The following is a 13,896-nucleotide window of genomic DNA, read 5'->3' as shown; positions in this document are numbered from 1 at the left end:
TGCAATTTTCTGGTTGTTCCCGCGAAGCGGCATCCGCTTCGCCCGAAAACACGATGGCTTGGTTGATTGACGCTAGCCATATAGTGAGTATACTGTCAATTAATTCAACCGACAAGAATGATGATGGGAGGCTTGCCATGGAAGCCGTGCAGAAGACCCCCGAGCGCGAGGCGTTCTACAAGAAGATCGACGGCCAGAACCTGTCGGCGCTGTGGAACGTGATGAACGATCTGATCACGCCGGAGCCGAAGAGCGCCTGCCGTCCTCACTTGTGGAAGTTCGACCAGATCCGTGACTACATGAATGAGGCCGGTAGGCTGATCACGGCCAAGGAAGCCGAGCGCCGCGTGCTGGTGCTGGAAAATCCCGGCCTTCGCGGCCAGTCCAAGATCACGACCTCGCTGTTCGCCGGCGTGCAGATGGTGGTGCCGGGCGACATCGCGCCGGCCCATCGCCACGCCCAGTCCGCGCTGCGCTTCGTGCTCGAAGGCAAGGGCGCATTCACTGCCGTTGACGGCGAGCGCACCGCGATGTCGCCGGGCGATTTCGTCATCACGCCGTCGATGACCTGGCACGACCATTCCAACGAAACCAACGAGCCGATGTTCTGGCTCGACGGGCTCGACATCCCGATGGTGCAGTTCTTCGACTGCTCGTTTGCGGAAGGCGCCAAGGAAGATCAGCAGTCGATCTCCAAGCCATCAGGCGCGAGCTTCGCGCGCTACGGCCACAATCTGCTGCCTGTTGACCAGAAGCGGACCTCGAAGACTTCGCCGATCTTCAACTACCCCTATGAATACACCCGCGAGGCGCTGGAGAAGGCCAGGGCCAGCGACGAGTGGGACGCCTGCCACGGCCTCAAGCTGAAATTCTCCAATCCCGAGACCGGCGATTTCGCGATGCCGACAATCGGCACCTTCATCCAGCTTCTGCCGAAGGGTTTCACGACCGCGCGCTACCGGTCGACCGACGCCACCGTGTTCGCCGCGATCGAAGGCAAGGGCCGCACCCGCGTCGGCGATCAGACCTTCGAATGGGGCCCGCGCGATTTGTTCGTGGTGCCGAGCTGGCACTGGGTTACCCACGAGGCCGACACCGACTCGGTGCTGTTCTCGTTCTCCGACCGCCCGGTGCAGCAGAAGCTCGATTTGTTCCGCGAGGACAGGGGGAACGCGTAACGACCAGCGAAGCATCGGCTCCTTCCATCGTCATTGCGAGCGAAGCGAAGCAATCCATCGCTCGGCATAACGGATAGATGGATTGCTTCGTCGCGTCGCTCCTCGCAATGACGGTGGAGGCCCTCACCGCCAGTGCAGCAACCGCGTTTCGAGCAGGTTGATCAGTCTGCCGACCGCAAGCCCGAACAGCGACAGGATCACGACGCCGGCGAGCAGCTGATCCGTCTGCATCAGATTGCCGGCCTGCAACACGAAGGCGCCGATGCCGTATTGCGCGCCGATCATCTCGGCGCTGACGACCAGCAGCAGTGCAACCGATGAAGTGATGCGGAAGCCGGCGAGGATCGAGGGCAGCGCGCCCGGCCAGATCACGCGGCGCACGATGGCGTGGAACGGCACGTTGAAGCTCTGCGCCATCCGGATCAAATTGCGCGGCACCGCATCGACGCCGCTATAGACCGAGATCGCGGTCGAGAAGAACACCCCGAGCGCAATGGTCGCGATCTTCGGCTCCTCGCCGATCCCGAGCCACAGGATCAAGAGCGGCAGCAGCGCGATCTTCGGAATCGGGAACAGCGCCGAGATGAAGGTGATGCCGACGCCGCGCGCCATGGTCGACAGCCCGATCGAAAAGCCGACGATGACGCCGGCCGCCGTGCCGATGATCCACCCCGTCCCGATCCGCATGATCGACCACGAGAGGTGCTGCCACAGCGCCCCCGACACCGCGAGCTTATAGATCGCAACCGCGATCGCCGATGGCGCCGGCAGGAACAGCGGATTGACCCACCCTGCGCTGCCGGCAAGCTGCCAGACCGCGATGACGAGTGCGAGCGCGATCCAGCCGGAATAACGGCTGCCACGAGGCGTGAAGCCGGCGCCGCGAAACGCGACCGGCCGCGTTGCTTCCACCGATTGACTTTTCGTCTCCTGCGATGCGCGGTCAAGCATGCTGGACCTCGCGCTCGGCATCGATCGCTTCTTTCCGGATCAGCGACCACAACTCGCCCTGCAGCGCGGCCATGGGCGCGCGTGCGTCCGCCGTGCCGCGCTCGGCGCGCGTCATCGGGATGGTCACAATCTCCCGGATGCGGCCGGGGCGGCGCGACAGCACCACGACGCGGTCGGCGAGCCGCACCGCTTCCTCGAGGTTATGCGTGACATAGACCGCCCCCATCGTGCCGTCGGCGAGCAGGCCGACGAAATCCTCCATCAGCAGCTCGCGGGTCTGCGAATCCAGCGCCGACAGCGGCTCGTCCATCAACAGGATCGCGGGACGAACCGCGAGCGCACGCGCGATGCCGACGCGCTGGCGCATGCCGCCGGACAATTGCTTCGGATAGGCGGCGCGAAAATCCGACAAACCGGTACGGCGCAGCGCATCGTCGATCACGGCGCGGCGCTCGCCGGCGCTCAAGGCAGTGTGCAGCAGCGGAAACGCGACGTTCTCCTCAACCGTATTCCACGGCAGCAGGGCAAAGTCCTGGAAAACGAAGGTCAGCGGATTGAGGCTGCCGGCCGGCGGCGCGCCGCGCAATTCGGCGGCGCCCTGGCTCGGCCGCAGCAGGCCGCCGAGGATCGACAGCAGCGTGCTCTTGCCACAGCCGGACGGACCGACGATCGCGACGATCTCGCCGGCCGAGACCTGGAAGGAGACATCGTCGAGCACGTCGAGCGCGCCGAAGCGATGGCTGATATGGTCGGCGATCAGGTCCATGTTACCGGCTCACTCCTTGACCCGTCATCCTGAGCAGCGCGCACTTGCGCGCGTCTCGAAGGATGCACGTCCGGGCCGTCGACCCTTCGAGACGCCGCTTCGCGGCTCCTCAGGGTGACGGGGATACAGTGGCGCGCGCGGCCCATCATCAATCCGCCTTCACGTAATCCTTGGCGATGATCGCGTTCGCGTCAAAGCCCTTGTCGACGAACCCCTGCCCTTGCAGCCATTTGATCTGGTTGTCGACGTTCTTGACGTCGAGCTTGCCGTCGGGATCGATATAGGCGCAGTTGCCGACCACCTGCTCGACCGGCAGATTGGTGTACTTGGCGATGATCTCGAGCAGCGGCTTTGTCTTGTCGTTGATCGGCGCCACGCCGTCCTTGATCGCAGTCAGGATCACGTCGTGATATTCGTGGTCGGCGCGGGTGAGCGCGGTGAGCAGCTTCGTTACCAGCTGTGCATTGGTCAGCGTCTTCGGCGAAGCGAAGATGGCGCCCAACTGCCACGGCGTCTCGTCGCCGACCCAGCCGAGGAGCTTCGCGCCGTTGGCATCGATCAGCGTTCGCGCGGTCGAGACCGGCAGCAGCGCCGCGTCGACGGTTTCGCCCTTCAGCGCCGCGACCGCATTCGACAGCGATTGCAGCGGCACGATCTTCACCTCGGACAGTTTGAAGCCGTATTTGTCGGCGAGCAGGCCGAGCGAGTAATGGAAGCTGGAGCCGACCTGGGTCACCGCCACGCGCTTGCCGGCCAGATCCTTCGGCGTCTTGAGGCCGGCCGCATAGGCATTGTTGCTGGCGAAATAGCCGATCAGGGGATAGCCGGCCTTTTCGCGGCTCATGCCGCCGATCACCTTCAGCGTGCCCTTGCCGGCGAGATTGTAGAGACCTGCGGTGACGGCGGTGACGCCGAAATCGACATCGCCTGAGGCGGTCGCGACCGCGATCGGCTGCGCCGCGTCGAAGAACTTCAGCTCGACATCGAGGCCGGCATCGCGGAAATAGCCCTTGTCCTGCGCGATGAACACCGGCGCCGAGGACGACAGCCGCAAGACACCGATCTTCGCTTTCAGGAGATCATCGGCCCGCGCGATGCCGCTCGCGGCCCACACCAGGAGACCCGCGAGTGCGAGCCGCGCCCAACCCTTCATTGCCGTCTCCACTCATAATCCCTCGGGCACCGCCTGATCGCGGCCGATGAACGCGCCCTGTTTGCCGAGCTGTTGTTGCAACTTTTCGACGGAAATGTCGCGCGGAATCGTATTGCCCGACAGCGCCAGCGCCGCCGCGGTTCCCGCCGCCTCGCCCATCACGAAACAGGCACCGGAGACGCGCGCCGCCGATTGCCCCTCATGGGTCATCGACGCGCAGCGGCCGGCGACAAGCAGGTTATCGACGCCGTCAGGCACCAGCATGCGGTACGGCAACTCGTTGTAGCCGCGGCTCTCCGGGATCGGCGGAAACTCGAAAGTCACGTCGCCCGGCACATGCTTTTCCATCGGCCAGCCATTGACGCCGATCGAGTCGGCGAACGAGGCGCAGCCCAGCACGTCCTCACCTGACAGCATGTAGCCGCCGATCACGCGCCGCGTCTCGCGGATGCCGAGCTGCGGCGGCAGATCGACGATGTAGGAATTCTCGAAGCCCGGCACCGTGCGCAGGAACTTGAAGGCCTCGACCGCCTGGCGACGGCCCTCGATCTCGCCGCGCGTCATGTCATCGGGATCGATCCCGGAAATGGCGCCGCCGTCGCTCCGCGTCACCTGGGTGAAATTTACCCGCCATTCGATCTGCGATTTCTGCGGCCGCACGATCGCGGATTTGCGCGGGAATTGATGGGTGCCGGCAGCCTCCGCCTCCGCCATCAGCGCCGGGATGGTCCGCCAGGCATCGCCGGCTTTCGCCGGATCGATGCCGTTGAGGCGGAACATCATCGAGGGGTAGAGCATGCCGCCCTTGTTGTCGCCGACCTCATAGGGCGCGCCCGCCCATACCGCGAGGTCGCCGTCACCGGAGCAATCGATGAAGATGCTGGCCACGACCGCCTGCCGGCCGGCCTTGGTCTCCACCATCAGCGCGCGGATGTGCGCGCCGTCCATCACGACACCGGCGCCAAGCGCATGGAACAGGACGTCGACCTTGTGATGCGCCAGCAGATCGTCCGCCGCGATCTTGTAAGCTGCGGTGTCGTAGGCCTGCGCGAGGATCTTGCCGAGGATCAGATGCGGCGCGTTCAGCCCGCCGAGCCGGTCGATCCGCGCCAAGAGGTCGGAGGCGATGCCCTGCACCACGCGGTGCATCTCGCCGTAAATGTTGGCGTGGAGGCCGCAGAAATTGGTCACGCCCGCGGCGGTGCCCATGCCTCCGAGAAAGCCGTAGCGCTCGATCAGCAGCGTCCGCCGCCCGGCGCGCGCCGCGCCGACGGCTGCCGCGATGCCGGCTGGACCGCCGCCGAGCACCACGACGTCATATTCGCCATAAAGGGGGACCTGCCGCGCAGGCTCTTCGATCGTGCTCATCAGCATCATTTCCGCCCTGAACAAAGTTGATTGGGCCAACTATGAATTGATGCGGATTGCAGTACAATCTACCAAATTATGTAATCAGCTTTCGCGAATCGAGAAAAGTTACAGGGAGAGCAGATGGATACGCTGGTCAACCTCGAAGCCTTCCTCGCCACCGCCGACGCCGGAGGCTTCTCCGCCGCGGCGCGCAAGCTAAATGTCGCGACATCGGTCGTCGCCAAGCGCGTCACCCAGCTCGAGGAGCGGATCGGCACCGCGCTGTTCCACCGCTCGACCCGCCAGCTGCGGCTGACCGAGGCCGGGCAGCGATACGTCCATCGCGCCCGCGGCGTGGTCGCCGATGTCGGCGATCTCTTGTCGCGGATGGGCGAGAAGCAGCGCGATCTCACCGATCACCTGCGCGTCAAAGCGCCGACTTCGCTGACGGTGGCGCGGCTCGCCGATGCCTTCACGATCTTCCAGAAGCAGAACAGAAGCGTGAAGCTCGAGATCGTGATGATCGACCGCCCGGTCGATCCGGTGACCGAGGGTTTTGACATCGCGATCGGCGCCTTTCCGCATTCGTTCGGTGGTGTCGTCGACGAGCCGCTGTGCCGGCTGCCGCGGCTGTTGTGCGCGTCGCCGGCGTATCTGAAGAAGCACGGCACGCCGAAGCGTCCACGGGACCTGGTCGATCATCGCTGCCTCAGCTTCCTGCCGACCGGCCCGGAATGGCCGTTCGAAGGGCCGCGCGGCCGCATCAATGTCCAGGTCCGCCCGATTCTCTCGTCGAACGAGGGCCGCGTGCTGACCCAGAGCGCGATCGCCAGCAACGGCATCGCGCTGCTGTCGCACTATCTGGTCGCGGACGCGCTGCGCGACGGCGCATTGTTGCCGATCCTCGCCGAGTTTCCGATCCCGGAACTGTGGGTGAAGGCTGCCGTTCCCGAGCGCCGCATCAATGCCGCCGCGGTGCAGGCGCTGCTGAAGACATTGAAGAAGTCGCTGTCGCAATCGCTGTGATGCGACGGCGGTCTTGCCCCTCACAGGCGGACCTGAGACAACAGCACGAAAGGATCGCCCGCTTGAAACTCCTGATCTCAGTGTCGCTCGGTCTCATCATCGTCGCGACGCCCGCGACGGCGGTCGAGACCTGTCGGTTCATCGAGGCCAAGGCGGAGCGCGAGGCCTGCTACCATCGCCAGGAGCAGGAGCTGGCGGCCAAGCGCAAGCCCGAGCCACCGATCACGCAGTCGAGCGAATCGAAGACGTTCGATCAGTTGCAGCAGATGCGCCGCGACGACGAGGAGGTCTATCGCAGCATGCGCGGCATCTGCCGCGGCTGTTGAGCTGAGCGGCGAGGCTTACGCCTTGCCGCCGCCCCACCTACCCGCGCGCTTCTCGGCAAAGGACGCCAGCCCTTCGGCGGCCTCGGCGGTCTGCCGCTTGGCCGAATGCAGATGGACGAGGCGCTTGTAGGCCACATCGTCCACCGCCATGCCGCCGAACGAGCTCTCCATCGCGAGCTTCTTGGTCTCGGCCATCGCATCCGGGGCGTTGCCGAGCAACTGCTCCACGACCTTGGCGCCGGCGCTTTCGAGATCGGCCAGCGGCACCACCTCGTGGACGAGGCCGATGCGCCGCGCATCCTCGGCGCCGAACCGTTCGCCGGTCAGCGCGTAGCGGCGAACCTGGCGGACGCCGATGGCGTCGCAAAGCTGCGGGATGATGATCGCAGCGGTCAGGCCCCAGCGCACCTCGGTGATCGAGAACAGCGCGTTGTCGGCCGCGATCACGATATCGCAGGCCGCGATCACGCCGGTGCCGCCGCCGAAGCAGCCGCCCTGCACCAGCGCCACGGTCGGCACCGGCAGCGTGTTGAGGCGCTGCACCGCCTCGAATGTGGCGCGCGACGCCGCCTCGTTCTCCTCAGATGATTTCGGTCGCACGCCGTTGATCCATTTCAGGTCGGCGCCGGCCTGGAAATGCTTGCCGTTGCCGTTCAGCACGACGACGCGCACCGGCTTGGCCGAGAGATCGTCGATCGCCGCCAGCACGCCCGCGATCAGCGCGCCGTCGTAGGCGTTGTTGACCTCGGGCCGGTTCAGCGTGACGGTGGCGACCCCGCGCGCATCGAGGCTCCACAGGACTGGACTGGCCGACATGAACGTTCTCCCTCGTTCGGCATTGCTCTTGCGGCCACTATGGCGAGCAGAGATGACTTGATCCATCACTTTCGAGGGCGCACGGTCGCGCCGCATGCATGGCGGGTTGCGTAATGCCCCACGCTTGTGGAAACTGACGCGGCAGCTTGCAAGGAATTGTTCCACTGATGCGTATTTGCATTTTCGGCGCGGGCGCCGTCGGCAGCCACTTTGCGGTCCGGCTGGCACACGCCGGCCACGATGTGTCCTGCGTGATGCGCGGGCCGCATCTCGACGCGGTCAAATCCAACGGGCTGACGCTGAAGGTCGGCGACAGCAGCGTCACCGCGCAGGTGAAGGCGTCGGCCGATCCTGCCGAGCTCGGGCCGCAGGACGTCGTCATCAGCACGCTGAAGGCGACCGGCCTCGCCGCGCTCGCAACCGGACTTCCGCCACTGCTTGGACGCGACACGATGGTCGTGTTCGCGCAGAACGGCATTCCCTGGTGGTACGATCTCGGCCTGCCGCCGCAGCATCCCGCCATTCCTGATCTCGGCTTCCTCGATCCCGGCGGGCCCCTGCGCGCCGCGATCCCGAAGGAGCGGATCATCGGCGGCGTGATCTTCTCCTCCAACGAGGTGATCGCGCCGGGCGTTGCCGCGAACCTGTCGCCGGACCGCAACCGCCTCCTGATCGGCGAATGCGACGATCGGCAGAGCGAGCGCATCGTCGCGCTTCGCGCGGCGCTGAACGACGCCGCGATCGAATCGCCCGAGGTCAAGGAGATCCGCGAGACGATCTGGTCGAAGCTCTTGACCAACATGTCGATGTCGGTGCTCTGCCTGCTGACGGGACTGACCGCGCGCGGCGTCCGCGACGATCCCGACATGCAGGACGTGATCCCGCGCCTGCTCGAGGAGGCCAACGCGGTGGCGACGCATTACATTGCCGAGGTCAGGCGCGTCACCCGCTCGGGGCCGGCGCCGGACCACAAGCCGTCGATCCTGCAGGATTACGAGCTCGGCCGTGCCATGGAGATCGATGTGCTGGTGCGGGCACCAGCGGCGTTTGCCCGCACCGCCGGGATTCCGACCCCGATGCTCGACCTGATGGCCGCGCTCGCGATCCAGAAGGCGCGTGACAAGGGGCTGTATCAGGGCTGACAATCCGGACAAGGCGATAACAAGCAGGGACATCGAACCATGCACGTGAAGGACAAGGTCTGCGTCGTGACCGGCGGCGCCAGCGGGATCGGCGAAGCAGTGGCGCGGGCCTATGCGGACGCCGGCGCGCGCGGCGTCGTGGTCGCCGATCTCAAGACATCGCGCGACCGGCTCGCCAGCGTCGCCGGCGACATTGACGGGCTCGCGGTCACCGCCGATGTCGGGCTCGAGGAGGACGTCAAGGCGCTGATCGCGGCGGCCGAGGACAAGTACGGCCCGGTCGACGTGTTCTTCTCCAATGCCGGGCTGTCGCGCAAGGGCCAGGAAACCGCGTCCGATGCCGACTGGGACGTGAGCTGGCGCGTGCATGTGATGAGCCACGTGTTCGCCGCGCGTGCGCTGGTGCCCGGCATGCTGGCGCGTGGCTCCGGCTATCTGCTCAATACGGCGTCCGCGGCGGGACTGTTGGCCTCGCTGAACTCGATGCCTTACGGCGTGACCAAGAACGCCGCAGTCGCGCTCGCCGAACATCTCGCCATCCAGTATGGCGATCGCGGCATCCGCGTTTCCGTGCTCTGCCCGCAATCGGTGCAGACCGGGATGACGACGCCGGGCCCGAGTGCCGCGCGCGTCGACGGCGTGCTGCAGCCCGGTGAAGTGGCACGGATGGTGATCGAGGCGATGGCCGAGGAGCGCTTCCTGATCCTCTCGCATCCCCAGGTGCAGGAATACATGCAGCGCAAGGCCACCAACCGCGAGCGCTGGCTGGCCGGCATGCGCCGCCTGCGCGACCGGATCTATGGCGGCGCGACGTCAAGCTGACGCGTAGCCCGGATGGAGCGGAGCGCAATCCGGAACGGTGTCACAGACGGAAGGACCGATCCCGGATTTCGCTTCGCTCCATCCGGGCTACGAATCCCATGAATGCTTCGTGACCCAGGCCGCGAATGCGTCCAGCACCTCGGCCATCACCTCGCCATCGTTGCGGCCGGAGCGCTTCAGGACGTGGAAGGAATGGTCGGCCTCCTGCACCAGATGCAGCGTTGCCCGCGCACCCAGCCCCTTCACCACGGGCTCGAGCAGATCGAGCTCGGCCAGCGCGTCACGCGTGCCTTGCAGGAACAGCAAGGGGATCTTGATCCCGGTGAGATGTTTGGCCCGCTCGCTCGACGGCTTGCCGGCGGGATGCAGGGGAAAACCGAGGAACACCAGCCCGCGCACACCGGCCAGCGGTGCTTTGGCCTGCGCCTGCGAGGTCATGCGCCCGCCGAACGACTTGCCGCCGGCGAACAGCGGCAGTTCGCCGCAACGCCGCGCGGCCTCCGCCACCGCGGCGCGCACCGTCGCCTGCGCGACGGCGGGCGGATCGGGCCGCTTGCTGCCTTTCTCCATGTAGGGAAACTGATAGCGCAAGGTCGCGATGCCGCGCTCGGCAAGGCCGACCGCAATCGTCTCCATCGAGGCATGGGTCATGCCGGCGCCGGCACCATGCGCGAACACATAGGCGCTACGCGCCTGCGCCGGGCGCAGCAGCAGCGCGGACACCGTGTTGTCGTCCGAGACCGTGATCGTGAGCGGCTTTGCGCCTGATGCGTTCAAGACGACATCTCGAGGAGTTGTTGCTCCGTCATTTCTAGCCGCAGGAAGCCATGCGCGCAAATGCCGCCGCGCCGCTTGCGCTGCAAATGAACTGGCTCACAGCCGATCGACATTTCCTTTGCAACATTTCCGTTGTTTGACCGAGAGCCGCCACTGTAGGATGGTGCGCGGCACATCACACGCTTAACGCGAACCTGTTTCGGCGATTTTTAATATCTCATCAATATGACGCGCGGGTACCGCGAATTGGGGGACGGGGCATGCCTCGCAAGACGATCTTCTTCATCGGGCTGCTGATTGTCGCCGGCGTCCTCTACCTCAAGGACGATATCGAAACTGTCGTGAGCGGCTTCCGCGTCGAGGTCGTCGACTACCAGCCGCCGGCAAAGACGGTGTGGCTGGATCAGAATGTCAGCGCCGAACGGCTGCGCTGGTTCTATCACGCCGACCAGGGCACGCGGACGTTCGGCATTCCGCTTGAGTGGTTCATGGCGCTGGAGCAGCCGACGGTCTGGCCGCTGCTCACTGCGGCACCGCGGCTCAGCGAGGCGAATTATCTCGGCCGCTTCGGTTTTATTCCCGACACCGTGATTCCGGGTAGCCCCGATGCACTGCCGATCGGCTTTGCGCGAGGTGGCCCGATGGCGGATGCCAACGGCGCGCCGTGGCGCAACCCGCACAGCAAGGCCGACATGAACGGGGTCGGGTTGACCTGCTCCGCCTGCCACACCGGAAGCTTCAGCTATCGCGGCACCGAGGTCGTGATCGACGGCGGGCCCGCCAACACCAATCTGTTCGAATTCCAGAAGAGCGTCGGCGTCTCGCTGCTGTTGACCCGGTTTTGGCCGGGCCGCTTCGCGCGCTTCGCCGACGAGATCCTCGGCAAGGATGCCAGCCTCGACGAGCGCATGGCGCTGCGCGGCCAGCTCGATCTGGTGCTGAAGCAATATGCCAACATCAACGCATTGGAGACCAAGGTCGCCGCCAACAGCGTCGAGGAAGGCTATGCACGGCTCGACGCGCTGAACCGGATCGGCAACCAGGTGTTTTCGATCGACCTGAACAATCCGAACAACTACGCCTCGCACTCGGCGCCGGTGCATTTCCCGCGGATCTGGAACGCGCCGTGGTTCAGCTGGGTGCAGTATGACGGTTCGATCATGCAGCCGATGGTGCGCAATGCCGGCGAGGCGCTCGGCGTCAGCGCCGAGCTCAATCTGCTCGACGAGTCCAGGGGCCTTTTCAAGTCGAGCGCGCGGATCGATGTCCTGCACGAGATGGAGCGGATGATCGCCGGCGAACCGCCCAGCGAGGACAAGGGCTTTGGCGGCCTGGCGTCGCCGAAATGGCCCGAGGGCATCCTGGGGCAGATCAACATGGATATCGCGACGAAGGGCGGCGAGCTCTACAAGACGCACTGCCAGGGGTGCCACGGCCCCGCGATCGACAGCAAGGCGCTGCCGCCGAGCGAAGCCCTCGCGCTGTTCAAGGACAAGAAGCGCTGGATCAAGAACGACGCCGGCCAGCCGCTGCTCGACGTCGAGATGATTCCGATCAGCCATATCGGCACCGACAGCGCACAGGCCGAGGGCCTCGCGAGCCGTACCGTCGAGACGCCGGCCAATCTGAAGATCAAGGATGGCAGCTTCGGGCCGGCACTCGGCGATCTCGTCGAGAAGACCGTCGACACCTGGTACGACCAGAACAAGATCCCACCCGAGGATCGCAAGCGCATCAACGGCTACCGGCCGAACGATATCCAGGCGCCGCCCGCCTACAAGGTCCGGCCGCTCAACGGCATCTGGGCGACGCCACCTTACCTGCACAATGGATCGGTGCCGACGATCTATGCGCTGCTGTCGCCGGTGAAGGAACGTCCCGCGACCTTCTATCTCGGCAACCGGGAGTATGATCCCAGGGATCTCGGCTATGTCTGGAAGGACAACATCAAGAACGCCTTCATGCTCGACACCGCCAAGCGCGGCAACAGCAATTCCGGACACGAATTCTCGAACGAGAAGCGCCTCGGCGTGATCGGACCGGAGCTGAAGGAAGGCGAGCGCCGCGCTTTGATCGAGTTCATCAAGACGCTTTGAGCTTCGGCCTGCTCCTCATGCCGCCGGGACGCTGAGCGGCACGCTCTGGGCGTGATGGAATAGATCATCGGGATCATATTGCTGCTTCACCGCGACCAAGCGGGCGAGGTTGTCGCCCCAATAGGCTGACGCATAGTCGTCGAGGTCGAGATCGCAATAATTGACATAGGACGCGCCGGGCATGAAGGGGCGCATCGCCGCATAGACTCCAGCGACGTCAGCGAGACGCGCCGCGGTGTCGGCGGATCGGCTCCAGCTCGAAAAATACTGGATACAGTACTGCGTGCCGGCGCGGCGCGGGAATGCGGTGGCGTCGGCGGCAACATCGGCGATCCGACCGCCGTAGGAATCGCACAGCAGCACGATGCCGCCCGGCACGATCGGCGCGAGCGCCGCCATCATGGCTTCGATGCCGTCGGAGGCGAGCGGCGTCAGCACATAGTCCGACTTCGCCTTCATCAGCACCGACTCGTAGGCGAGCGGTCCGGCAAAGTGCTTGACCGCATCGAGGAAGGCGAGCGATTGCACCGATAGCGCCGATGACGGCGGTCGCACCGCCGTCAATCGCCGGAGTTCGCTGCGCAGCTCGCTCTCGCTGCCAACCGACTGGCCGATGCAACGCATCGTGATCAGGCCCTGGCCGGCCGGACCGACCTTCATGATCGAGGTGATGTTCGACGGCGCATTCGGCGCCCAGTCCTGCCAGGCGGCGAACAATTGCGCGGCGTGGGCCTGCGACAGCTTCCAGGAGACACCGAACACCCGCGCCGTTTTCAAGGAAAACACCTCGATCTTGAACTCGGTCGCGATGCCGAAGCTGCCACCGCCGCCGCCGCGGCAAGCCCACCAGAGGTCCGGCCCCGATGTCGCATTGGCCTGCAGCACACGCGCCTGGGCATCGACGACGTTCGCCTGCAGCAGGCCGTCGCAGGTCAGTCCATGCGAGCGCGCGAGCAGGCCGTGGCCGCCGCCGGTGAGATGGCCGGAGATGCCGACGGTTGGGCAACTCCCTGCCTGCAGTGCGAGGCCCTCGGCGGCCAACGCCGAATAGAGCGCGTACAGCGACACGCCGGAGCCTGCCGTGACGAGGTTCGAAGCCTTGTCGACCACAATCTGCTGCAATCCGCGCACGTCGATCGCAACCCCGGACGATTGCGACAGGCCTTCATAGGAATGCCCGCCGCAGCGAACGGCGAAGCTCAATCCGTTACTGCGCACCCAGTCGACCATCACGGCAACCGCGTGCTCGGTCTTGCAGACTGCACGAAGCGCTGGCGCCAATTGCATGCGCTTGCTCGCGGCAGGCAGGTAATCCGCATAGTGCGCGTCCTGCGGCCGGAGGAACTGAACGTCGGTCGCCGGCAGGTTCGGCAATGGCGGCAGCGGTGCCACGGCCTGCGCCGGCGGCGAGGCGATCTCGGCGTCGACGGCCGCAACCGGCGTATCGGAGGGCAAGAACTCGCCGACGCGAAGCGGATGTTCCATGGCGATCC

General features: G+C 65.4%; 13 protein-coding genes. 6 read left to right on the top strand and 7 right to left on the bottom strand.

Annotated features, from left to right (window positions below):
* Nucleotides 1-137: 137 nt before the first annotated feature.
* On the top strand, nucleotides 138-1,178 hold the full coding sequence (gtdA, locus tag ACVISU_RS23435) for a gentisate 1,2-dioxygenase (RefSeq protein WP_456708451.1): 1,041 nt from the start codon (nucleotides 138-140) through the stop codon (nucleotides 1,176-1,178).
* 123 nt (nucleotides 1,179-1,301) lie between these two features.
* On the opposite strand, the gene ACVISU_RS23430 is transcribed toward gtdA, so the two are convergent.
* The 4 genes from ACVISU_RS23430 to ACVISU_RS23415 form a co-directional block, all read right to left on the bottom strand.
* The gene (locus ACVISU_RS23430; RefSeq protein WP_456708450.1) at nucleotides 1,302-2,129 is read right to left on the bottom strand and encodes an ABC transporter permease; all 828 of its coding nucleotides are present in this window, start codon (nucleotides 2,127-2,129) and stop codon (nucleotides 1,302-1,304) included.
* The gene (locus tag ACVISU_RS23425) at nucleotides 2,122-2,895 is read right to left on the bottom strand and encodes an ABC transporter ATP-binding protein (RefSeq protein WP_050403799.1); all 774 of its coding nucleotides are present in this window, start codon (nucleotides 2,893-2,895) and stop codon (nucleotides 2,122-2,124) included. Before ACVISU_RS23425 ends, ACVISU_RS23430 begins: the two co-directional genes overlap by 8 nt.
* Before the next feature lie 148 nt (nucleotides 2,896-3,043).
* The gene (locus ACVISU_RS23420; RefSeq protein ID WP_456708449.1) at nucleotides 3,044-4,048 is read right to left on the bottom strand and encodes an ABC transporter substrate-binding protein; all 1,005 of its coding nucleotides are present in this window, start codon (nucleotides 4,046-4,048) and stop codon (nucleotides 3,044-3,046) included.
* Between the two features lie 12 nt (nucleotides 4,049-4,060).
* Nucleotides 4,061-5,422, bottom strand: a complete 1,362-nt coding sequence (locus tag ACVISU_RS23415) for an FAD-dependent oxidoreductase (RefSeq protein ID WP_050403933.1) — start codon at nucleotides 5,420-5,422, stop codon at nucleotides 4,061-4,063.
* A 117-nt stretch (nucleotides 5,423-5,539) separates the two neighbouring features.
* On the opposite strand from ACVISU_RS23415, the gene ACVISU_RS23410 reads away from it, so the two are divergent.
* Together ACVISU_RS23410 and ACVISU_RS23405 are read left to right on the top strand one after the other, a co-directional pair.
* Nucleotides 5,540-6,424, top strand: coding sequence for a LysR family transcriptional regulator (locus tag ACVISU_RS23410; protein WP_456708448.1), 885 nt, complete (start codon nucleotides 5,540-5,542; stop codon nucleotides 6,422-6,424).
* A gap of 62 nt (nucleotides 6,425-6,486) precedes the next feature.
* Nucleotides 6,487-6,750 (top strand): hypothetical protein, encoded by a 264-nt coding sequence (locus ACVISU_RS23405; protein WP_063695254.1) that lies wholly within the window; start codon nucleotides 6,487-6,489, stop codon nucleotides 6,748-6,750.
* 15 nt (nucleotides 6,751-6,765) lie between these two features.
* On the opposite strand, the gene ACVISU_RS23400 is transcribed toward ACVISU_RS23405, so the two are convergent.
* Nucleotides 6,766-7,566, bottom strand: a complete 801-nt coding sequence (locus ACVISU_RS23400) for an enoyl-CoA hydratase-related protein (RefSeq protein ID WP_456708447.1) — start codon at nucleotides 7,564-7,566, stop codon at nucleotides 6,766-6,768.
* A gap of 167 nt (nucleotides 7,567-7,733) precedes the next feature.
* Between ACVISU_RS23400 and ACVISU_RS23395 the strand changes: the two genes are divergently transcribed.
* Together ACVISU_RS23395 and ACVISU_RS23390 are read left to right on the top strand one after the other, a co-directional pair.
* Nucleotides 7,734-8,708, top strand: a complete 975-nt coding sequence (locus tag ACVISU_RS23395; protein WP_456708446.1) for a ketopantoate reductase family protein — start codon at nucleotides 7,734-7,736, stop codon at nucleotides 8,706-8,708.
* Nucleotides 8,709-8,747: 39 nt separating this feature from the next.
* The gene (locus ACVISU_RS23390; protein WP_456708445.1) at nucleotides 8,748-9,530 is read left to right on the top strand and encodes an SDR family oxidoreductase; all 783 of its coding nucleotides are present in this window, start codon (nucleotides 8,748-8,750) and stop codon (nucleotides 9,528-9,530) included.
* A gap of 87 nt (nucleotides 9,531-9,617) precedes the next feature.
* On the opposite strand, the gene ACVISU_RS23385 is transcribed toward ACVISU_RS23390, so the two are convergent.
* Complete coding sequence (locus tag ACVISU_RS23385; protein ID WP_456708444.1) at nucleotides 9,618-10,307, bottom strand: alpha/beta hydrolase family protein; 690 nt, start codon at nucleotides 10,305-10,307, stop codon at nucleotides 9,618-9,620.
* 260 nt (nucleotides 10,308-10,567) lie between these two features.
* On the opposite strand from ACVISU_RS23385, the gene ACVISU_RS23380 reads away from it, so the two are divergent.
* Nucleotides 10,568-12,403: a di-heme-cytochrome C peroxidase gene (locus ACVISU_RS23380; RefSeq protein ID WP_456708443.1), complete on the top strand. Its 1,836-nt coding sequence runs from the start codon at nucleotides 10,568-10,570 to the stop codon at nucleotides 12,401-12,403.
* Between the two features lie 15 nt (nucleotides 12,404-12,418).
* Here ACVISU_RS23380 and ACVISU_RS23375 read toward each other — a convergent pair whose 3' ends face one another.
* Entirely contained in the window at nucleotides 12,419-13,888 is a 1,470-nt protein-coding gene (locus tag ACVISU_RS23375) for an FAD-binding oxidoreductase (RefSeq protein WP_456708442.1), read from the bottom strand.
* Nucleotides 13,889-13,896 lie beyond the last annotated feature (8 nt).

The organism is Bradyrhizobium sp. USDA 4452 (assembly GCF_054063575.1).
This window is presented reverse-complemented; position numbering and strand designations above follow the sequence as displayed.